We start from the raw sequence: 20,052 nt of genomic DNA on the forward strand, positions 1-20,052 counted from the left end.
ACAAGGGAGTTCCCCATGACCCAACCCCGAAAGGTCCTGGTCGTAGGCGGCGGCGCGGCCGGCAACGCCGTGACCGTCCTGCTGCGCCGCGCCGGGTTCACGGTGGACCTGGTCGAGGCCAGGGACGACTGGAACGCCACCGCCGGCTCCGGCATCACCCTCCAGGGCAACGCCCTGCGCGTGCTGCGCGAACTCGGCGTGTGGGAGCGGATCGAGGCGTCCGGATTCGGTTTCGGCTCGGTGGGCATCACCGCCCCGGACGGCACCGTCCTGCACGTGCAGGACGACCTGCGCACCGGCGGCGACGACCTGCCCGCCACGGTCGGCATGCAGCGGCCACAGCTCCAGCAGATCCTCATCGAGGCTGTCCGCGCCAGCGGCGCGACGGTCCGGCTGGGCACCACCGCACAGATCCTGGACCAGGACGCCGACGGCGTCTTCGTCCGCCTCAGCGACGGTACGCAGGACCGCTATGACCTGGTCGTCGCTGCCGACGGCCTCGGCTCCGCCACCCGCGCCGCGATCGGCGTCACCGCGAAGCCCGAGCCGACCGGCATGGCCATCTGGCGCATCGCCGCCCCGCGTCCGGCGGGCGTCGTCCGCACCGATCTCGCCTACGGCGGCCCCGCCTACATCGCGGGCTACTGCCCCACCAGCGAGAACACCCTGTACGCGTACGTCGTCGAGGCCAACCGCGACCGTGCCGCCATCGCGCCGGAGTCGTACGCGGACGAGATGCGCGGCCTCACCCGGCACTACGGGGGCTTCTGGCCCGAGATCACCGAGCACATCACCGACCCGGCGAAGGTCAACTACACCTGGTTCGACCGGATGCTGGTGGAGGGGTCCTGGCACCGCGGCCGGGTCGTCCTCGCCGGTGACGCCGCCCACTGCTGCCCGCCCACCCTCGCCCAGGGCGCCGCCCTCTCCCTGGAGGACGCCTGGGTCCTCGCCCAGCTCCTCACCGGGTCCGACACCTGGGACGACGCACTGTTCCAGGCCTACTACGAGCGGCGGATCGCCCGTGTCGGGCCGGTCGTCGAAGCGTCGGTGCAGATCGGGCAGTGGCAGCTCGACGGGGCCCGCGACGCCGACGTGCCCGGCCTGATGGCCCGCACGATGACCATGCTCAGGGACCTGCCGTGACCGGGCCCACCGTGGACGTGCACGCCCACGTCCTGCTGCCCGAGGTCGAATCGCTGGTCGCCGGCCTGCCCGGGCACGCCGAGGCGCGGGAACTCGACGCCCGGCGCAACGGCGCCGCCGCCCTCGCCGTCAGCGGGCCCATGGTCCGCGAACGCGTCCCGAGGCTGACCGACGTCTCCGTGCGCCTGGCCGCGATGGACGCGCAGGGCGTGGACGTACAACTGGTCAGCCCGTCACCCTCGCACTACCACTACTGGGCGGACGAGGAGACGGCCGGGAAGGTGTGCCGGATCGCCAACGAGGCGACGGCCGCGCACTGTTCGGCCGCCCCCGACCGGCTGCGCGGGCTCGGACTCGTGCCCCTCCAGCATCCGGGCCTTGCGGTGAGCGCGCTGGACCACGCCCTGCAACAGGGCCTGGCGGGCGTGGAGATCTCCAGCCACGCCCCCGGACACGAACTCTCCGACCCCGCCTACGAGCCCTTCTGGACCCGGGCCGAGGAGACCGGCGCGCTCGTCTTCCTGCACCCCTTCGGATGCACGCTCGACGAGCGCCTCGACCAGTGGTACCTGTCGAACACGGTCGGCCAGCCGACCGAGAACGCCGTCGCGCTCTCGCATCTCATCTTCTCCGGCGTGCTCGACCGCCACCCCGGCCTGACGCTCGTCGCCGCGCACGGCGGCGGTTACCTGCCCACTCACATCGGCCGCTCCGACCACGCCTGGTCGGCCCGCTCCGACGCGGGCGCGGGCTGCGCGCATCCGCCCAGCAGCTATCTCAGGCGGCTGTACTTCGACTCGCTCGTCCACGACCCGCACGTGCTGCGGGAGTTGATCCGGGTGGCGGGCGCGGACCGGGTCCTGCTCGGCTCGGACTTCCCCTTCGACATGGGCGCCGAGGACCCGCTGGGTGCCCTGCGCGCCGCCCGGCTCTCCCCAGCCGACTTCGACGCCGTACGCGGCGGGAACGCCGCCGCCCTCCTCCAGAAGGACTGACCGTCATGCGTCTGCTCACCCATCTGCGGCACGTCGACCTGGCCGTGCCCGACTACGACAAGCAGCTCGACTTCTACTCCGGTGTCTGGGGCCTGACCAAGGTCGCCGAGGACTCCGGCATCTCCTTCCTGGCCGCCGAGGGCTCTCCCGAGCAGTACGTCGTACGGCTGCGCAGGGCCGAGGAGAAGCGTCTCGACCTGGTCTCCTACGGCGCGGCGAGCGCGGCGGACGTGGACGCGCTGGCCGAGCGACTCCTCGCCGGAGGCGTGCGGTTGATCTCACAGCCGGGGAAGGTCGGTACACCCGGCGGCGGTTACGGCTTCCGCTTCTTCGACGTCGACGGCCGCACCATCGAGGTCTCGTCCGACGTCGAGGTCCGCCGGCACCGCAAGATCGAGGAGAAGGAGGCGATCCCGGTCAAGCTCTCCCACGTCGTCCTCAACTCCCCCGACCTGAACCGCACTCGTGAGTGGTACGAGCGCCACCTCGGCTTCGCTCTCTCCGACACCCTCAGCTCACCCCACATGGGCGAGGTCATGCACTTCATGCGGATCAGCAACCAGCACCACTCCATGGCCATCGCACAGGGCCCGCACACCGCCCTGCACCACGTCTCCTTCGAGATGCGCGGCATCGACGAGTACATGCGCGGCTCCGGCCGGGTGATGCGCGCGGGCCACCGGAAGATCTGGGGTCCCGGGCGGCACATGGCCGGCGACAACACCTTCACGTACTTCCTCGACCCGCACGGCAACACCGTCGAGTACACCACCGAGCTGGAGTGCCTGGACGAGGACACCTGGCACCCGCACGTCTACGACTTCTCCCGGCCCGAGGTCACCGACCAGTGGGGCACCGCCAACCCCATGAACGAACTGATCGCCAAGGAGTCCTTCAACGACCCCGACCGCGGCGTGTTCGTCGCACCGCCGGTCTGACCCGCACCCGCCCCCGGGGACGCGGCACGGCGTTCACGCCAGGACAGCCGCCGTCGCGTCCCCTCCGCCCAGGACCGCGGGTGCCACCGCACGCACCCCGACCGCCTTCAGGAGTCCCCCATGCGCTTCGCCGCCTACGAACACCGACACCGCGAGCGGGTGGCCGTCGTGGAGGACGACGGCACGCTGTATCCGCTGCCGGGCGTCACCTCGCTGTCCGCGCTGATCACGGAGACCGCCGGCCTGCCCGGACTGCTCTCCGCCGGCCGCGAAGCTCTCGACGTCCCGCCCGGCCCGCACGTCTCCCAGGTGCGGCTGCTTGCTCCGCTGCGGCCCGCGTCGGTGCGGGACTTCGTCACCTTCGAGGAGCACGTCGAAGGGGTACGCCGATCCGTCGACGGAGCCGCGGGCGTCCCCGAGCAGTGGTACGCGGCACCGACGTTCTACTTCGGCAACCCGCACGCCGTCAACGGTCCGCACGACGAGGTCCCGATGCCGCCCGGCTCGTCCGTCCTGGACTTCGAGCTGGAGGTGGGCGCGGTGATCGGCCGGGAGGGCCGCGACCTGACCCCCGGGCGGGCCCGCGACCACATCGTCGGCTACACCGTGTTCAACGACTGGTCCGCGCGCGACCTGCAGTCGGCGGAGATGAAGGTGGGGCTCGGCCCGTGCAAGGGGAAGGACACCGCCACCACGCTCGGTCCGTACCTGGTCACCGCCGACGAACTGGAGCCGTACCGGGACGCCGACGGCTTCCTGCGCCTGGCACTGACCGCCGAGGTCAACGGCGAGGTCGTGGGCGAGGACCTGCTCTCCAACATGAGCTGGACCTTCGAGGAGATGACCGCGTACGCCTCCCGCGGCACCCGGGTGATGCCGGGTGACGTCCTCGGGTCGGGCACCTGTGGCAACGGCGGATGCCTCGCCGAGCTGTGGGGGCGGCTCGGCGAGCGGAAACCGCCGCCGCTGAGGCCCGGCGACACCGTGACCCTCACCGTCGAGGGCATCGGCACCCTCACCAGCACCGTGGTGCCCGGCCCGGCGCCGGTGCCCCTGCCGACGGGCCGGCGCCGCTCACGGGAGCGGCCGTGAACGACCCGTACCGCAAGAGGCTTCTGGGCAAGGTCGTCGTGGTGACGGGGGCCGCCCGCGGGCAGGGAGCCGCCGAGGCGGCGGCCCTCACCCGCGAGGGAGCCCGCGTCATCGCCACCGACGTCGACGAGGCACCGGGATGCCGCCGGCTGGACGTCAGCCGCGAGGCGCAATGGGCCCAGCTGGCAGCCGAGTTGAAGGACGCGTACGGGCAGGTGCACGGCCTGGTGAACAACGCGGGCATCACCTGGCGGGCACGTCTCGGTGACGTGCGCGCCGAGGACTTCGAGCGGGTCCACTCCGTCAACGTCACCGGTCCGCTGCTCGGCATCCAGCAGCTGAGCCCGCTGATGCCGCCCGGCTCCTCGATCGTCAACGTCGGTTCCTCCGCCGCGGTCACCGCCCACTACCCGGTCGCGTACACCGCGAGCAAGTGGGGGCTGCGGGGCCTGTCGAAGACCGCCGCGCTGGAACTCGGACCGCGTGGGATCCGGGTCAACACCGTCCATCCCGGCTACATCGAGACCGCGATGACCGCCTCCGCCGCCCCCGCGTTCCGCGAGGCGAACCTTCGCGAGACCCCGCTCGGCCGCACCGGCACCGTGGACGAGGTCGCCCCGCTCGTGGTCTTCCTGCTGTCGGACGAGTCGTCGTTCATCACCGGCGCCGAGATCCCCGTGGACGGCGGCCTGACCGCGCACGGCGGCGTCAAGTCCCTGTCCGACGCCCTCCGCGACCCCCGGAACGGCCGATGAAGCGGCTCGCCGGCACCGAGTTCGCCGCCGGCGGCAGGCGGTCCGGCGCCACCACCGAAAGGAACGTCCGCACGTGAACAAGGTCCGCGGCAGCGCCAGCGAGGCGATCGCCGACATACCCGACGGCGCGTCGCTCGCCGTAGGCGGCTTCGGCCTGTCCGGCGTGCCGGCCGTCCTCATCGACGCGCTGTACGCACAGGGCGCGACCGGGCTGAGGGTCGTGTCCAACAACTGCGGCGTGGACGGCCGTGGTCTCGGAGTCCTGCTCGCCGCCGGCCGCATCGCCCGCGTCACCGGCTCCTACGTGGGTGAGAACAAGGAGTTCGCCCGCCAGTACCTCAGCGGCGAGCTGGAGGTGGAGCTGACTCCGCAGGGCACGCTCGCCGAACGGCTGCGCGCGGGCGGCGCGGGCATCCCCGCCTTCTACACCCCGGCGGGCGTGGGGACCCAGGTCGCCGGGGGCGGGCTGCCCTGGCGGTACGCGGACGACGGGACGGTGGCCGTCGCCTCCCCGCCCAAGGAGACCCGGGAGTTCGGGGGAGGCGCGTACGTCCTGGAGCACGGCATCACCACCGACTTCGCCCTCGTACGGGCCCGGCGGGGGGACCGGCACGGCAACCTCTGCTTCCGCCGCGCCGCCGCCAACTTCAATCCCCTCGCGGCCATGGCCGGACGGATCACCGTCGCTGAGGTCGAGGAACTCGTCGAACCGGGCGTGCTGGCTCCCGACGAGGTCCACCTGCCCGGCATCTACGTGCAGCGCGTCGTCGCGCTCAGCGCCGAAGAGGCCGCCGCCAAGCCCATCGAGAAGAGGACGGTAAGCAACTGATGTCCTGGACCCGCGACCAGATGGCCGCCCGTGCCGCCGCCGAACTCCGCGACGGCTCCTACGTCAATCTCGGCATCGGCCTGCCCACTCTCGTCCCCGGTCACGTCCCGCCGGACGTCCACGTCGTCCTGCACTCCGAGAACGGCATCCTGGGCACCGGCCCCTACCCGCGCGAGCACGAGGTCGACGCCGACCTGATCAACGCGGGCAAGGAGACGGTCACCGTCCTGCCGGGCGCCTCCTTCTTCGACTCGGCGCTGTCCTTCGGCATGATCCGTGGCGGCCACATCGACACCGCCGTTCTCGGCGCCATGCAGGTCTCCGCCCGCGGTGACCTCGCCAACTGGATGATCCCCGGCAAGATGGTCAAGGGCATGGGCGGCGCCATGGACCTGGTCCACGGGGCCCGCCGCGTCATCGTCCTGATGGAGCACACCGCCAAGGACGGCAGCCCCAAGATCCTCACCGACTGCACGCTGCCCCTCACCGGCGAGCGGTGCGTCCACCGCGTCATCACCGACCTGGCCGTCCTCGACGTCACCGAGGACGGGCTCGCCCTCGTCGAGACCGCGCCCGGCGTCACCGTCGAGGACGTCACCGCCCGTACCAGCGCTCCCCTGCGCCTGGACAGCTTCACGGCCGCCTGCTGAAGGACTGCCGGGTGCGTCCCGGGCCCCTCCCGGGGCGGGTTGCGGTCCGCACACCGCTGGGGGCCCGCTCCCATCGCGTTGCTACTGAGGCGGGTTGCCGTGCTTGCGGGCCGGCATCTCGGCCTGTTTGCTGCGCAGCATCGCGAGGGAGCGGATCAGCACCTCCCGCGTCTCGGCCGGGTCGATCACGTCGTCGACCAGCCCCCGCTCCGCGGCGTAGTAGGGGTGCATCAGCTCCGCGCGGTACTCCTTGACCAGCCGCGCCCGGGTCGCTTCGGGATCGTCGGCCGCGGCGATCTCCCGGCGGAAGATGACGTTCGCCGCCCCCTCCGCGCCCATCACCGCGATCTCGTTGCCCGGCCACGCGAACGTCAGGTCCGCACCGATGGACTGGGAGTCCATCACGATGTAGGCACCCCCGTACGCCTTGCGCACCACCACCGAGATCCGCGGCACCGTCGCAGTGCAGTACGCGTACAGCAGCTTCGCCCCGCGCCGGATGATCCCTCCGTGCTCCTGGTCCACTCCGGGCAGGAATCCCGGCACGTCCAGCAGCGTCACCAGCGGGATGTTGAACGAGTCACACATCTGCACGAACCGCGCCGCCTTCTCCGAGGCCGCACTGTCCAGGACCCCCGCCAGCGCCAGCGGCTGATTGGCGACGATCCCCACCACCTGCCCGTCCAGCCGGGCCAGCGCACAGATGACATTGCGCGCGAAGCGCTCGTGGACCTGCAGCATCTCCCCGTCGTCGACGAGTTCCTCGATCACCCGTGCCATGTCATAGGGCCGGCTGCCGTCCTGCGGCACCAGCTCGCGCAGCACCGGGGTCCGCCGGCCCACCGGGTCCCCGTACGACGCGCTGGGCGCGAAGCCCCGGTTGTTGTCCGGCAGCAACGAGAGCAGGTAGCGCACCTCCGCCAGGCACGTGGCCTCGTCGTCATAGGCGAAGTGGCACACCCCCGACGTCTCGGCGTGCACGTCCGCGCCGCCCAGACCGTTCTGCGTGATCTCCTCGCCGGTCACCGCCCTGACCACGTCGGGGCCGGTGATGAACATCTGCGCGGTCTCCCGCACCATGAACACGAAATCCGTCAACGCGGGGCTGTAGGCGGCTCCTCCCGCACACGGGCCCAGCATCACCGAGATCTGCGGGATCACCCCCGACGCCTGGGCGTTGCGCCGGAAGATCCCGCCGTACCCCGCGAGCGCGGAAACGCCCTCCTGGATCCGGGCCCCCGCACCGTCGTTCAACGACACCAGGGGCGCCCCCGCGGCCAGCGCCATGTCCATGATCTTGTGGATCTTCGCGGCATGCGTCTCCCCCAGCGCACCTCCGAAGATCCGGAAGTCATGGGCGTACACGAAGACCGTGCGCCCTTCCACGGTCCCCCAGCCCGTCACCACACCATCCGTGTACGGCCGCTTGTTCTCCAGGCCGAATCCGGTGGCCCGGTGCCGTCGCAACAGTCCGACCTCCTCGAACGACCCCGGGTCCAGCAGGAGGTCCAGCCGCTCCCGGACGGTCAGCTTCCCCTTAGCCTGCTGCGCGGCCGAGGCCGCCTCCCCCGGACCGGCCGCCGCCCGTGCTCGCAGCGCCCGCAACTCCGCCAGGGCTCCCGCGCCGTCCTTCATCCCGCCGGCTCCCACGCCGGCGCCGGAACCGTCCACCGGATCCGCCCCCGCACTGTCCCTCACCACGGTCACGATGCTCTTCCCTCCTTCAGACATCGGGCACCCGTCAGCGGCCCGGCATCAGCTCACGAGGTGGATCCCCGGCGACTACCGCCAGCAGTGCGGGGACCGGAAGACGCTCCGTCCACCCGCCGGCCGCCAGTCCGCGACGCGCGGCTGCCGCACAAGGTCGTCCCGCGCGCCCCGGCCGGCCAGCAGCGCGCCCAGGACCACGGCCACCGCGGCCAGCTCCTCCTCGCCCGCCGCTCCGCGTACCACCCGCAGGACAGGTCCGACAGCGTCCGCGTCACTCACCGAGCCCTCCCCACGTCATCCCACGCCACGACATGAGGTCACCCTTCGGTACCCCCCTCGAAGAGCGCTCACATCCCGCTCGAGGATGCGTCGGCAACGTCGGCCGGGCCCGGCCTGCGGGCGCGCGGTCACAGGCAGGCGAGCAGGCCGTCGAGCGGGGCGGGTACGCGGCCGGGGTCGAGGGCCTCGACGAGGACCCGGCCGTAATGGATCTTGCGGCCCTTCTTCGTGCCGAGGAAGCGCCGCAACTGCTGTTGCGCGGTGCGGCCCTGCTGTGCGGGCTGACGCAGGAAGGTCTGCAGGGCGCGCTGGTCGCCCTCTTCGCGCACGAGTTCCGTCACCCGTTCCGGGCCCAGCGCGCGGATGAGTTCGTCTTCCAGGTCGGCCGCGCAGACGAAGAACCGCTGTCCGGCTGCACCGGCCCCGTCCAGGGCGCGGGCGTAGTAGCGACGCTCCCTCTCGTCGCACAGTCCCGTGAGGCGGAGGCCGAGCCCCGTGGGCCCGAGGATGCGGACGAAGCGCCCTACGCTCATCGCGCCGCCCATCGACAGGACACAGACTCCTTCGGCCGCCAGATCCCGGTGTCGGCTCGCGGCCAGCGCGTCGACCGCCGCGACGTCGCTCGGCCCTTCGAGCAGGACGGCCGCCCGGACGGGCAGCCGCGCGGCCAGCGCGCGTGCGGGGTCGCCGACGCCACCGGCCGCCCACGCGGTGACCGCTTCCCGGAACGACCCCATGTCAGCCATGAGGGGAGTCTCCGCCTTTTCGCCCGACCGGGGTAAGGATTTTCCGCTCGACGCGACGCGTCGCCCCTCCGCGGACGGCGGCGGACTCGCTGCGGTGCGCTTCTGTCTGGGCTTACGAAGCCGTCTCAGGACGACGAACTGCTACACGACGACGAGCTGCTGCCGCACGACGACGAACTGCCGCCACAGGACGACGAGCTGCTGCCGCACGACGACGAACTGCCGCCGCACGAGGCCGAGTTGTTGCCGCAGGACGACGAGCCGCTCCCGCAGGAGGAGCCGGCCCCCGAGTCGTCGTACGCGGTGCCCATGACGTACCAGGACGAGGACGAGTCGCCCGCGGAACCGCCGCCCACCCCGCCGGCCCTGTTGGACCACCCGGCCCGAGAACCGCGGGCGGCCGTCTGTCGGCGGGGGCCTCGCCGGGCCCCTCTCACGATCCGCGTGCGCAGAATGACCAGCCCCAACACGGCCACACCCACCAGGACAAGCACCATCAGCATGTTCTCCCCCGAACGCCAGGCGTTGGTATCGACTGCGCCCAGCATGCCCCGCGGCGTGGCTGCGCCAAGCGTTCCTTGAGCAAGCCCAGAGGTTGCCGGCGGCAGGCGGGCCCACGACGCGTCGGCGCGGCTCACAGGCCAGGTGCGGCAGTTCCACCGACGGGGTGGCGCAGCGTGCGGGGCGCCGGACGGGGCTACTGAAGGATGAACCGGCTCCCGGCGCGGAGCCTGTCGACGAGTTCGGCGGGGGCCTTTTGGGGTGAACCCGCGTCGTACGGCGGCTGAGGGTCGTACTCGGTCCCCAGCTGGACCATCCGGGCCTGCTCGTCCCCGGCGACCCTGCCGACCAGGGTGAGGCCCATGTCGATCCCGGCGGAGACTCCCGCCGCGGTGATGAACTTCCCGTCGGTGACGACGCGTTCAGCGGTCGGCACGGCCCCGAACGCGGCGAGGCCGTCGAGCGCCAGCCAGTGCGAGGTGGCACGGCGGCCCGTGAGGAGCCCGGCCGCCGCGAGCAGCAGCGAACCCGTGCACACCGAGGTCGTCCACGTGCTGGTCGCGTCGGCGGTGCGCAGCCAGTCGAGCAGCACCTCGTTCTCCATCTGGGCGGACTGCCCCGGGCCACCGGGCACCACGACGATGTCGGGGGCCGGTACGTCCTGGAGTGCCTCCGCCGCGACGAGTGCGAGGTCGCCACGGTCGTTGCGCACCGGGCCCGGATGCCGGGCGACGAACACTGTCTCGGCGCCGGGAATGCGGCAGAGCATCTCGTACGGACCAACCGCGTCCAGTGCGGTGAAGCGTTCGAAGAGGACAATCGCGATCTGCACGGTCTCCCTTTCATGGGGCGGATTCGGGTGGTCGGCGCGGGTGAGGGCGCAGCGGTCAGCGACGACGGTCTCCGGTCGGGTCGGGGCCCTCGCGAGTGGATCCGCCCAGGTGACGGACAGTGTCACCGTCCGGCGCGACGGTCACGGCCCCGGCCGGACCGTGACCGTCGCTGCCGCCGGAGCGACTCCAGGGCCCCCCGGTGCCCTGGGTTCCATCCTTCGCGGCGGCGGCGGAGTCCGCAATGACGAATACCCCGCCTTTCCTGCCCTCGGAGCGGCCGGGCGACCGGGCACGCACATCCGCGGGACGGAGGCGGCCGTCCGCCGCCTGCGCACCTGCGTCACCTGAACTCGCCAGTCCGACGTGCAGAGCACCGCGAGCCGACGGAGGGTGAACCCATGGAGATCATCGCGGTCCAGGAACCCGACACCCAGCTCCCCGCCGACGCGCGGCCGGGCGACGCCCTCCCGCCGGCCCCCACCATCCACGCCGCGCCCGCCGACCCGCCGGGTTCAGGACAACCGGGCACGACGACGTTCTGCGGCACGCCCACGTCCGCCATGAAGCGGCTCGCCTACCAGCCCGACGGCCCGGACAGCTGGTGCCCACCGGACCAGCACGAGTCCATGTGCACTCACTGCGACTCCGTCGTCCACGCGGGCTGACGTTTCCCGTGGCCGCTTTTCGGAAGCGGTACGCGAATGACTGATTGAGGTCGGCCGTCGGGGAAACCGTGTCCGCGTGATGTGAGCGCACTGTCAACGGATCGGAGACCAGGCGATGGCCACCACGACAGACCCCGGCCGAGCGGTTTCGACGGCGTCGAACAGTCTGCGGCTGCCCGGAGTCGTCCTGGGAGTGGGGCTCGGCGGCTTCGCCGACGGCATCCTGCTGCACCAGCTCCTGCAGTGGCACCACATGCTCACCAGCACCGACACCGACCGTGTCGGGGTGAGGTACTACGACCCGAACACGGTGTCCGGGCTGGAGATGAACACGGTGTGGGACGGCGTCTTCCACACCGTCTGCTGGGTCGCGGTCATCGCCGGTCTGGGAATCCTCTACGCCCGGGTCACGCACAACCGCCGGGCGGTCTGGGCCTCGCGGGTGCTGTGGGGGTGGATCCTGGCCGGGTGGGGCCTGTTCAACCTGGTGGAGGGCCTCCTGGACCATCAGATCCTGGGGATCCACCATGTGCACGGCGGCCCGCACCAGGCGTGGTGGGACGCGGGATTCCTCGTCCTGGGTGTGCTGCTGGTCACCGGGGGCTTCCTGCTCCAGCGCGGCGGGAGGCCCGTCGAGCAGGGGGCTCCCCGCGGCGGCGGGCAGGCCGCGGGGAGCGCCTGATGGGCGGCATGCAGCACACCCACCACGACAGCGCCGCGCAGAGTCTGCCGGGGGCGGTACTGAGCGGGCTGGTCCTGCTCGCCGCGGCGGTGGGCTACCTGCTCGCGGTGCGCCGGGCCCGTCACCGCAATCCCACCCTCGGCTGGAGTACATGGCGGTCCGTGTCGTTCCTCGCCGGGCTGGCCCTGCTCGGCGCGGCGCTGCTGCCGCCCCTGGGGACGTCGGCGCACACCGATTTCCGCGGGCACATGGCCCAGCACATGCTCATCGGCATGTACGCGCCGTTGGCTCTCGTGCTGGCCGCGCCCGTCACGCTCCTGCTCCGTACCGTCGCTTCCGCCCGTGCCCGCAGGGTGACCGGGGTGCTGCACAGCCCGCCTGCCCGGCTGCTGACACACCCCGTGGTGGCGCTGGTGCTGAGTACGGGCACGCTCGGAGCGCTGTACTTCACCCCGCTGTACAACGCGGCCATGCGCCACCCCGCGGGGCACTGGCTGATGCTCGCGCACTTCCTGGCGGCGGGGTGTCTGTTCGCCCACGTCATCGCCGGCCCCGATCCCGCGCCGCGCCGGCCCGGGGTGCGGGCCCGGCTGGTGTACCTGGGTGTGGCGGTCGCCGCGCACGCCCTGATCGCGCAGGCGATGTACGGAGGTTTCCACGTCGACATCCACGCCCCCGTCGCCCCGGTGCAGCAGGGCGCGGAGCTGATGTACTACGGCGGGGACATCGCCGAACTCCTGCTGGCCGCCGCGCTGGTGTCGACCTGGCGGCCCGAGCGGCGCACCGAGGCGGCGCGGGGCCGGGCGCGGTGGGCGGGCCACGCCCGCCCCACAGGCGCCGGGGGCTGACCGGCCACGGGCCGGTCGGGCCGGCGCTCACGGGTCCTGCTTCCACCCGGCTGCCTGCTGCGTCCTGGCCGCAGTCATGACGTCGTTGCGGTTACCGGCCGCGTACGACGCAGTCCTCGGGCTGCGGCTTGCCGGCCGGCCATGCCAGCCCGACGAATTCCAGCGTGCCCCGTCCCGCTCTCGCTCCGGGTTTCAGCTCGACGACGGCGAGTGGTTTGTCGTACGGGTTCCCTGCCTTGGTCAGGCAGATCCGGCCGCTGGTGCCCACCACCTTGTTCCGCGACTGCATGGTGGCCCAGCGGTTCCCCACCTGCTCGGGTGAGGGCGCTTCCTGGCCGGTGGGCTTGGCGCCACGGATCGCCGCGACGGCGGTTCGTACCCCGTCGTGGACCATCATGGTGCGGGAGTCGTCCAGGACCACCGGGCCCATGCCGCGGCCCGCCGCTTCCAGGGCCGCGATGGTCTCCTTGAGCTCGTTCAGTTCGGCGAGCGGATCGCGCAGCCAGCCGGGGGCCTTCGCCTCGGCCGGCGTCTTCCCGGTTCGCCGGTGTTCGCGGGCCTGCCAGCGGCGTACCTCGATGCGCCAGGAGGCGGGGTGGGCGGGAGCGGCATACTGCACGGTCAGCCGGGAGTTGCCGGAGCTGTCCCGGAGTCCGGCCCAGTCCCGGGCGGTCATCCGGTTGTTCAGCGAGGCCGCGTCCGTACCGGACACCACGGTGAATCTCCGCTCCGGACATGCCTCCTTGGCGAGTTGTTTGAGGAACAGGCGCAGATGGGTGGAGCGGCCCGCGAAGTAGATCGTGTCCGCGCCGGAGTTGCAGATCGTGTTGACCGTCGGCCTGAACTGGTTGTCGACGTCGCCGGGGTCCGCGATCCCGGCGGAGGTGAAGGTCATGTCGTCCGGACCGGGCGGTCCTTCTTCCGGCAACTGCTGGAAGGCGTGGGCAAGCGACCGGACGTAGGGGTCGCGCCGGGTGTCGCGGACCAGTACGGTCTGCCGGTCCTTCCGGCGACCGTTGAAGTCGGCAAGCGCCCGCGCCTGCTCCTCGTTGGTGGGGATGATCCGGGCCAGCCCCTTGAACTCGTAGGTGCCGTCTCTGCTCTCCGAGTTGGCGATGGTTCCCGCCGACGCCCGCGCGACCAGCACCGGTACGTGCTGTGCGGTGAGCCTGCGCACCGCTTCGCGGGTGGTGTCCAGGGAGAGGTTGAAGCCGGTCACCGCGCGCAGTCTGTCCGGCCCGGTACGGGACATGCGCACGAGGTCAGGTACCACCTCGTCCTGCCGGGCGTAGTCCTTGCCGGGGTTGGCGAGCACCAGCCTGAGTCCCGGCTTCCCCGGCTCCCGGTTGGCCCGGTACTGCGCCAGGAAGGCGCCCTGCAGTTCGCTGCGCAGCTGCTGCTTCTCGGCCTTCGAGTCCGGTTGCAGCGGGAGCATCATGGCCACGGTGACGTGCGGCTGCTTGTCGATGCGGCGGTTCTCCTCGGCGATCCGGTCCGCGACGGGGGCGATCTCGGGCACCCCGAAGTCATAACCGGATCCGTTGGCGCCGATGCACTCGCCACCGGACCTGGTGACACCGTCGGCGCATGTGCGGGCCCCCTGGCTGAGCTCCTTGCAGAGGGTGTACGTGCCGAAGGCAAGGAGGACGGCCAGGGTGCACGCGATGATCTTCCGCAGCAGTGTGGCCCACAGGGTCTCGTACAGCCGGTCGGCGACGGCCTGGAACATCCGCTCAGCCCCCTTCTCCTATGTCAGCGGTGCAGGAACACGACTGCAGCGGCTGCCGGTTGCGGGCCCGGCGCCCCCACTGCCCGGCCCGGCCGGTGAGCACGGGCGCGGCCCCCGCGTACTCCCGGGACAGCTCATGCAGCAGCTGCACCATCCGTTCGGCCGCGACGGTGTCCGGCGGCCGGGTGCGCTCCTCGCAGAGCCACACCGCGTGCAGCAGCTCGTCGAGCTGGCGCTCCAGCTTGCCGCCCTCGACCCGGGCCACCGTCATCCGGGCGTGCCGCTCGTCGTGGCCACCCGGAGAGGGGGCCTGGGCCAGCGCGAGCAGCTGGTCGCACCACTCCTCGGCGCCGACACCGCTCGCGGGGAACGCCGCGGCGAGGTGGTGCACGGCACGGTCGGGGCCGTTGGCGACCAGGTCGTGGTTGAGGCCGTGTGCCGTGGTGGTACCGAAGGCACGGTCGGGGGACTCGGCCCTGCTGCGGTAATGGGCGTGCAGCAGGCCGTGATTGCGACGCCATTCGGCGCCCGCTTGCGGTGGTCCGTGCAGCCGGCTCATCAGCAGCTGCCGCAGGCCGAAGTCGCCGATGAAGTGCCGCTCGCAGGCCGGCCATCCGCTCTCCAGCAGATACCGCTGCACGTCGTCGGCGGTGAGCCCGTTGGCCATCCGTTCGAGGCGCGGATCGCGCAGCAGGGCACGAGCGCAGTCGCCGGTGTGCGCGACCGACAGCTGAGTGAGCAGATCGAGCCAGTGGGCGGTGTGCTCGAGGGGCAGCAGTTCGGGCAACTGGCGCAGCACCAGCTCGGTCAGCAACACCTCCCTGACGGCGCGGGGTTCCCCGTCGAGCACCGCGGGATGGTCCAGCAGCTCCCGGTCGTTGTCCAGCTCCGGCAGCTCCCCGGCCGCCTCGACCAGCCGCTGCACCATCCGGGGGCGACACCCGGAAAGCCGCTGCACCGCGCTCTGCGCTCTGCGCAGCCTGGCCGCCTGCGGTGCTCCGCCCGTGTGCCGCTGCAACTGCTGGTGGATGTGTTCGGTGGTGAGCAGCGGCATCCGCAGCAGAAGCACACCCTGCCCCAGGCGGCCGCGTGCGGGCAGCCGCCGCCAGTCGGGCAGTTCCTCCTGGTCCGGCCGGTACGCGGCAAGTTCCTCGGTGTGCGGTTCGTCAGCCAGGAACAGCGGCTCCGCCATCCGTTCGCTCGCGATGAGCACCGTGCGCTCCCGATGGCCATCGGCCCTGTCGCCCAGTGCTGCCGCCAGCAGGGCGCGGCCCACCGGCCAGTTGGCGTGCTGCAGCAGCACCGCGGGACGGCCGACCCGGGTGAGCGCGGCGCCCGGGCCGCGGTAGGCGGCATCCAGGTCCTCGCGCAGAGCACGAAAGAGGAACCTCTCGGCGAACTGTCGGTCCCCCGCGCCCTGCTGGACGTCGTGGGCGAGCATCCGCAGGCCGGTGGCGGCGCCGCCCGCGGCACCGGGGTACTCGCCGTAGGTGGCGTGCACCGGCTCGGCGCCGGTGCGCGCCAGTTTCTCCATGAACTCCGTCAGCGCGGCCCCCACCAGCGGTGCCGCCGCCGGGGCGACCACCCCGGCCAGCTGGTTGAGGTAGCCGCTCACCAGGTTGCGGGCGAACCGGCCGAGTCCGCTGCTCGGCTTCAACAGCGCCCGGTAGCGCTCCAGTTCCTGTTCCAGCTCGCGCCGCCGCAGCCGTGCTCCCGCCGCCACCGCGGCCAGGCCCGCGAAGAACCGAGGTGTGGGCAGAGCCCCGCCCGGCCCCTCCCACTCACCCATCCGCAGGGCGAGGTCGTACATCGCTTCCGTCGCCGCCGAGCGGCAGGAGGGGCGCCGCTCGGCGTCCTCCGCGTACCGGACGTCCGCACAGTCCACATACGCCACCGGCAGCTTCCGTCCGAACTCGTCCCGCAGCAGCTCCAGCAGCCGCTGCTTGCCCATGCCCGGCCCGCCCGTGAGCAGCACGACGGGCAGGTCCGGCCCGTACAGAAGCCTCTCGCCGCGGCCCCGGGCACTGCGGCCCAGCAGCCTGGGGAAGAACCCTTTGTCCTCAAGGAGTCCTTCGAAACCCAGTCCCGCGGCCATCCGGCTTCCCCCGTCGCCGTACGTGTCCGCCGATCGGCGGGTGTCGATGTCGCACGGAGCGTAGTGGAGCACCCGTTCGGACGGCAGCAACTTGTCGACAGAAAGCGCCAGTTGGCACATGCCGACTGGGTATGGCCATTGCTTGTGCCACGCGGCCCGAAAGTGACTCGAAGGACTCGACGCGCCGCACCGTGCAGCGCACCGTCGCCGACCGGGGGTACGCGATCGGCCGGACCATGGTGAGACTGCTCCTGGAGGCGATGGAGGACCCGGCGCCGGCCTGGCGGCACGTCATCCTGCGCACGGAGCCGGCGGTCCGCGACTCCGCCCGATCCGTCCGTCACCCCTTGACACGCGTGACGTCCCCTGGCTTCATGACGAACGGGGTGGGAGCGCTCCCACACCTGGTTGACGTACCAACACATCCGCAGAGATCAGGGCAGGCCTAGGGCCTGTCGTTTGGATCAGGCTGGCTGTGACCGACGGTTCGTCCTGACCGACCCGAGCGGGGTCTGGCGCGTGCAGCTGCAAGGCGGAGGAGGGAGTCGACGCGGAGCGTCGGCGACCGACGACAACGCCGCAGATGTGCGTGCCAGACCCCGCGACGCCGGCATGATCCAAACGACAGGCCCTAGGTGGCCCACTTCAGCGCCCGGCGCGACGGCACGGCCCGAGAAGATCGAACACGGCACGGCACGACTCCGATCCTCCCCGCACACCCGTACGGAAAGGACGAACCGTTGCGCCCGCACCTGCTCCGAGTCCCCCGCCCGCATCCCTTCCGCCACCGCGGACAGGCCGATCCGCCTCCGTCCACCGTCTCCCGCCCGATCCCGCGCCGACGCCGCCGGGCAGGTCCCGCCGCCGCGCTCGCCGCGGCGCTGACCGGCGGCCTGCTGCTGCCCCTCGCCGCGGCCTCCCCGTCGGCCGCCGCACCGACGTTCAGCTACGGCGAGGCCCTGCAGAAGTCCCTGCTCTTCTACGAGGCCCAGCAGTCCGGAAAGCTGCCGTCCACCAACCGCGTCGACTGGCGCGGAGACTCGGCGTCGAACGACGGCAAGGACGTGGGCCTCGACCTCACCGGCGGCTGGTACGACGCCGGCGACCACGTCAAGTTCGGCCTGCCGATGGCGTATTCGGCAACCGTCCTGGCCTGGGGCGCACTGGAGGAGCGGGCCGCCTACACCTCCGCCGGGCAGTGGACGCACCTGAAGAACAACCTGAAGTTCGTCGACGACTACTTCGTCAAGGCACATCCGTCGGCCGACGTCCTGTACGGGCAGGTCGGCAACGGCGCCAAGGACCACGCCTGGTGGGGCCCGGCCGAGGTCATGCCCATGGAGCGGCCCGCCTACAAGATCGACGCCTCCTGCCCCGGCTCGGACCTCGCCGGACAGACCGCCGCGGCCCTCGCGGCTTCCTCCATGGTGTTCGCCGACAGCGACGCCGCCTACGCCGACAAGCTGCTCACCCACGCCAGACAGCTGTACGGCTTCGCCGACACCTACCGGGGCAAGTACAGCGACTGCATCACCGACGCCCAGAGCTATTACAACTCCTGGAGCGGCTACAACGACGAGCTGGTCTGGGGCGCGATCTGGCTGTACAAGGCAACCGGTGACCCGGCCTACCTGACCAAGGCGGAGAGCTACTACGACAAGCTGTCCACCGAGCCGCAGACCTCCACCCGTTCCTACCGCTGGACGCTGTCCTGGGACGACTCCTCCTACGGCGCGTACGTCCTGCTGGCCCAGCTGACCGGCAAACAGCGGTACCTCGACGACGCCAACCGCTGGCTCGACTGGTGGACGGTCGGCGTGAACGGGAACCGCGTGCGCTACTCCCCCGGCGGCCAGGCCGTCCTCGACAGCTGGGGTTCTCTGCGTTACAGCGCCAACACGGCGTTCGCGGCACTCATCCACTCGGACCGGCTCACCGGCGACCCCGACCGCAAGGCCCGCTACCACGACTTCGCGGTCCGGCAGATCAACTACGCGCTCGGCGACAACCCGCGCAAGTCGAGCTACGTCGTCGGGTTCGGCGCCAACCCGCCGACCAAACCCCATCACCGCACGGCGCACGCCTCGTGGACCGACCAGATCACCAGCCCGGCCGACAGCCGTCACACCCTCTACGGAGCCCTCGTCGGCGGCCCCAGCGCACCGGACGACGCCTACACGGACGACCGGCAGAACTATGTGAACAACGAGGTCGCCACCGACTACAACGCGGCCTTCAGCGGAGCGCTGGCGCGTCTGTACGCCGAGTACGGCGGCGCGCCCCTGGCGGACTTCCCCAGGCCCGAGCAGCCCGACGGGCCCGAGATGTCGGTGCAGGCCTCGGTGAACGCCTCCGGAGCCACCTTCACCGAGATCAAGGCCTACCTCGTGAACAAGTCCGCCTGGCCGGCCCGGGCCCTGACCAACAGCTCGCTGCGCTACTACTTCACGCTCGAACCGGGGGTGCGCCCGGACCAGATCAGCCTCACCACCAACTACAACCAGTGCGGCAAGGTGTCCGGCCCGACCCGGTACGAGGGCGACGTGTACTACGTCGGCGTGGACTGCTCCAATGCCGTGATCGCGCCCGCCGGCCAGTCCGCGTACCGCAAGGAGGTGCAGTTCAGGATCAGCTCGTCGGGCGCCTGGGACCCGGCCAACGACTGGTCCTACAGCGGCATCGCGACCACTCCGGGCAGCACCCCGGTGAACGCCCCGCACCTCGTTCTGCTGGAGGGGTCGGAGCGACAGTGGGGCACTCCGCCGGACGGCAGCACCCCCGGGCCCGGTCCGACACCCACACCCACGCCCACGCCCACGCCCACGCCGGGTCCCGTCGGCTCCTGCGCCGTGACCTACACGGTCGCCTCCTCCTGGAACAACGGATTCACCGCAGATGTGCAGGTCAAGAACACCGGGACGACAGCTCTGGACGGATGGCGGCTCGGCTTCTCGTTCCGCGGTGGCGAGAAAGTGGCCAACGCCTGGAACGCGACGGTGACCCAGTCCGGAGAGGCCGTCACCGCGGTCAACGCCGGCCACAACGGGGCCGTTCCCGCGGGCGGTACGGCCGGCTTCGGCTTCCAGTCGAGCGGCACGGCGGCGGGAACCCCCTCGGCGTTCACACTCAACGGCCGCCCCTGCACCTGAGCGAGGGGCGAAGCCCAGTACGGCTGCCACCTGTCACCACGACATGCCCAGGCCCACACGATCCTGACCAGGTTCAACCAAGCCCCGGACGGCGGGTAGTTCCGCGCCGCTGTCACCAGACGCGCCCGACGGGCACGGAAGCCCGGTGTCGCCGCCGCCCCCGGTGACACCGGGCCCTTCGGCGTGGCCCTCCCCGGCTCTCCAGAGCTTGCGCGACACGTCTCGGGAGCGCTCCCAAGCCAGAACTTGCTTTTCGCACAACCGACTTGACCTGCCGGTTCGAAAATCCTTCGACGGTTCGCTGCGCTTTCCCTTGTCAGGGACATGGGAGCCTCTTAAAGTCCTCGTCCGAACCACAAGTGGGAGCGCTCCCACCATGGGGGGTGATGGGAGCGCTCCCGCCGGTTCGT

General features: G+C 71.6%; 18 protein-coding genes and 1 pseudogene. 12 read left to right on the plus strand and 7 right to left on the minus strand.

From position 1 onward, the window contains the following. Window positions 1–15 precede the first annotated feature (15 nt). From AC069T_RS10295 to AC069T_RS10325, 7 genes are all read left to right on the plus strand, one after another. On the plus strand, window positions 16–1,146 hold the full coding sequence (locus AC069T_RS10295; RefSeq protein WP_478782318.1) for an FAD-dependent oxidoreductase: 1,131 nt from the start codon (window positions 16–18) through the stop codon (window positions 1,144–1,146). After that, on the plus strand, window positions 1,143–2,141 hold the full coding sequence (locus AC069T_RS10300) for an amidohydrolase family protein (protein WP_478782319.1): 999 nt from the start codon (window positions 1,143–1,145) through the stop codon (window positions 2,139–2,141). Before AC069T_RS10295 ends, AC069T_RS10300 begins: the two co-directional genes overlap by 4 nt. A 5-nt stretch (window positions 2,142–2,146) precedes the next feature. Next, the gene (locus tag AC069T_RS10305) at window positions 2,147–3,079 is read left to right on the plus strand and encodes a VOC family protein (protein ID WP_388784076.1); all 933 of its coding nucleotides are present in this window, start codon (window positions 2,147–2,149) and stop codon (window positions 3,077–3,079) included. 120 nt (window positions 3,080–3,199) lie between these two features. Then, window positions 3,200–4,171 carry a fumarylacetoacetate hydrolase family protein gene (locus AC069T_RS10310; protein ID WP_478782320.1) on the plus strand — a complete coding sequence of 324 codons (972 nt, stop codon included), beginning with the start codon at window positions 3,200–3,202 and terminating at the stop codon, window positions 4,169–4,171. Further along, on the plus strand, window positions 4,168–4,926 hold the full coding sequence (locus AC069T_RS10315) for an SDR family NAD(P)-dependent oxidoreductase (protein WP_478782321.1): 759 nt from the start codon (window positions 4,168–4,170) through the stop codon (window positions 4,924–4,926). The genes AC069T_RS10310 and AC069T_RS10315 overlap by 4 nt, the downstream gene beginning before the upstream one ends. Window positions 4,927–4,999: 73 nt before the next feature. Further along, window positions 5,000–5,755 (plus strand): CoA transferase subunit A, encoded by a 756-nt coding sequence (locus AC069T_RS10320; RefSeq protein WP_478782322.1) that lies wholly within the window; start codon window positions 5,000–5,002, stop codon window positions 5,753–5,755. After that, window positions 5,755–6,405, plus strand: coding sequence for a CoA transferase subunit B (locus tag AC069T_RS10325; RefSeq protein ID WP_478782323.1), 651 nt, complete (start codon window positions 5,755–5,757; stop codon window positions 6,403–6,405). Before AC069T_RS10320 ends, AC069T_RS10325 begins: the two co-directional genes overlap by 1 nt. Window positions 6,406–6,486: 81 nt before the next feature. On the opposite strand, the gene AC069T_RS10330 is transcribed toward AC069T_RS10325, so the two are convergent. From AC069T_RS10330 to AC069T_RS10350, 5 genes are all read right to left on the minus strand, one after another. Continuing rightward, the gene (locus AC069T_RS10330) at window positions 6,487–8,040 is read right to left on the minus strand and encodes an acyl-CoA carboxylase subunit beta (RefSeq protein ID WP_478782472.1); all 1,554 of its coding nucleotides are present in this window, start codon (window positions 8,038–8,040) and stop codon (window positions 6,487–6,489) included. A 147-nt stretch (window positions 8,041–8,187) separates the two neighbouring features. Further along, window positions 8,188–8,394, minus strand: coding sequence for an acyl-CoA carboxylase subunit epsilon (locus tag AC069T_RS10335; RefSeq protein WP_478782324.1), 207 nt, complete (start codon window positions 8,392–8,394; stop codon window positions 8,188–8,190). Between the two features lie 128 nt (window positions 8,395–8,522). Beyond that, window positions 8,523–9,140 (minus strand): TOPRIM nucleotidyl transferase/hydrolase domain-containing protein, encoded by a 618-nt coding sequence (locus tag AC069T_RS10340; RefSeq protein ID WP_478782325.1) that lies wholly within the window; start codon window positions 9,138–9,140, stop codon window positions 8,523–8,525. Window positions 9,141–9,281: 141 nt separating this feature from the next. Further along, on the minus strand, window positions 9,282–9,518 hold the full coding sequence (locus AC069T_RS10345) for a hypothetical protein (RefSeq protein ID WP_478782326.1): 237 nt from the start codon (window positions 9,516–9,518) through the stop codon (window positions 9,282–9,284). A 319-nt stretch (window positions 9,519–9,837) separates the two neighbouring features. After that, window positions 9,838–10,473, minus strand: coding sequence for a DJ-1/PfpI family protein (locus AC069T_RS10350; protein ID WP_478782327.1), 636 nt, complete (start codon window positions 10,471–10,473; stop codon window positions 9,838–9,840). Window positions 10,474–10,872: 399 nt separating this feature from the next. Between AC069T_RS10350 and AC069T_RS10355 the strand changes: the two genes are divergently transcribed. The 3 genes from AC069T_RS10355 (at window position 10,873) to AC069T_RS10365 (ending at window position 12,669) form a co-directional block, all read left to right on the plus strand. Further along, the gene (locus AC069T_RS10355) at window positions 10,873–11,139 is read left to right on the plus strand and encodes a hypothetical protein (RefSeq protein ID WP_478782328.1); all 267 of its coding nucleotides are present in this window, start codon (window positions 10,873–10,875) and stop codon (window positions 11,137–11,139) included. A gap of 115 nt (window positions 11,140–11,254) precedes the next feature. Further along, window positions 11,255–11,821 carry a DUF2243 domain-containing protein gene (locus AC069T_RS10360; protein WP_478782329.1) on the plus strand — a complete coding sequence of 189 codons (567 nt, stop codon included), beginning with the start codon at window positions 11,255–11,257 and terminating at the stop codon, window positions 11,819–11,821. Then, window positions 11,821–12,669 (plus strand): cytochrome c oxidase assembly protein, encoded by an 849-nt coding sequence (locus AC069T_RS10365; protein ID WP_478782330.1) that lies wholly within the window; start codon window positions 11,821–11,823, stop codon window positions 12,667–12,669. The genes AC069T_RS10360 and AC069T_RS10365 overlap by 1 nt, the downstream gene beginning before the upstream one ends. A 91-nt stretch (window positions 12,670–12,760) precedes the next feature. Here the strand turns inward: AC069T_RS10365 and AC069T_RS10370 are convergent, their stop codons facing one another. Both AC069T_RS10370 and AC069T_RS10375 read right to left on the minus strand, forming a co-directional pair. Beyond that, window positions 12,761–14,398: an ABC transporter substrate-binding protein gene (locus tag AC069T_RS10370; RefSeq protein WP_478782331.1), complete on the minus strand. Its 1,638-nt coding sequence runs from the start codon at window positions 14,396–14,398 to the stop codon at window positions 12,761–12,763. A 4-nt stretch (window positions 14,399–14,402) separates the two neighbouring features. After that, a complete protein-coding gene (locus AC069T_RS10375) occupies window positions 14,403–16,613 on the minus strand; it encodes a hypothetical protein (protein WP_478782332.1) in 2,211 nt (736 codons plus the stop codon). 104 nt (window positions 16,614–16,717) lie between these two features. Between AC069T_RS10375 and AC069T_RS10380 the strand changes: the two are divergent. Together AC069T_RS10380 and AC069T_RS10385 are read left to right on the plus strand one after the other, a co-directional pair. Continuing rightward, a pseudogene (locus tag AC069T_RS10380) lies at window positions 16,718–16,822 on the plus strand (LacI family transcriptional regulator); the annotation flags it as partial. Window positions 16,823–17,233: 411 nt separating this feature from the next. Further along, on the plus strand, window positions 17,234–19,642 hold the full coding sequence (locus AC069T_RS10385) for a glycoside hydrolase family 9 protein (protein WP_478782333.1): 2,409 nt from the start codon (window positions 17,234–17,236) through the stop codon (window positions 19,640–19,642). Window positions 19,643–20,052 lie beyond the last annotated feature (410 nt).

It is taken from the genome of Streptomyces sp. NPDC043867, from assembly GCF_056435845.1.

Bases quoted from the DNA above. Each gene is read 5' to 3' on its own strand.
- AC069T_RS10305 (WP_388784076.1), top strand. From the start codon at position 2,147: ATGCGTCTGCTCACCCATCTGCGGCACGTCGACCTGGCCGTGCCCGAC.
- AC069T_RS10365 (WP_478782330.1), top strand. From the start codon at position 11,821: ATGGGCGGCATGCAGCACACCCACCACGACAGCGCCGCGCAGAGTCTG.
- AC069T_RS10330 (WP_478782472.1), bottom strand. From the start codon at position 8,040: ATGAAGGACGGCGCGGGAGCCCTGGCGGAGTTGCGGGCGCTGCGAGCA.
- AC069T_RS10340 (WP_478782325.1), bottom strand. From the start codon at position 9,140: ATGGCTGACATGGGGTCGTTCCGGGAAGCGGTCACCGCGTGGGCGGCC.
- AC069T_RS10325 (WP_478782323.1), top strand. From the start codon at position 5,755: ATGTCCTGGACCCGCGACCAGATGGCCGCCCGTGCCGCCGCCGAACTC.
- AC069T_RS10375 (WP_478782332.1), bottom strand. From the start codon at position 16,613: ATGTGCCAACTGGCGCTTTCTGTCGACAAGTTGCTGCCGTCCGAACGG.
- AC069T_RS10310 (WP_478782320.1), top strand. From the start codon at position 3,200: ATGCGCTTCGCCGCCTACGAACACCGACACCGCGAGCGGGTGGCCGTC.
- AC069T_RS10295 (WP_478782318.1), top strand. From the start codon at position 16: ATGACCCAACCCCGAAAGGTCCTGGTCGTAGGCGGCGGCGCGGCCGGC.
- AC069T_RS10370 (WP_478782331.1), bottom strand. From the start codon at position 14,398: ATGTTCCAGGCCGTCGCCGACCGGCTGTACGAGACCCTGTGGGCCACA.
- AC069T_RS10360 (WP_478782329.1), top strand. From the start codon at position 11,255: ATGGCCACCACGACAGACCCCGGCCGAGCGGTTTCGACGGCGTCGAAC.
- AC069T_RS10355 (WP_478782328.1), top strand. From the start codon at position 10,873: ATGGAGATCATCGCGGTCCAGGAACCCGACACCCAGCTCCCCGCCGAC.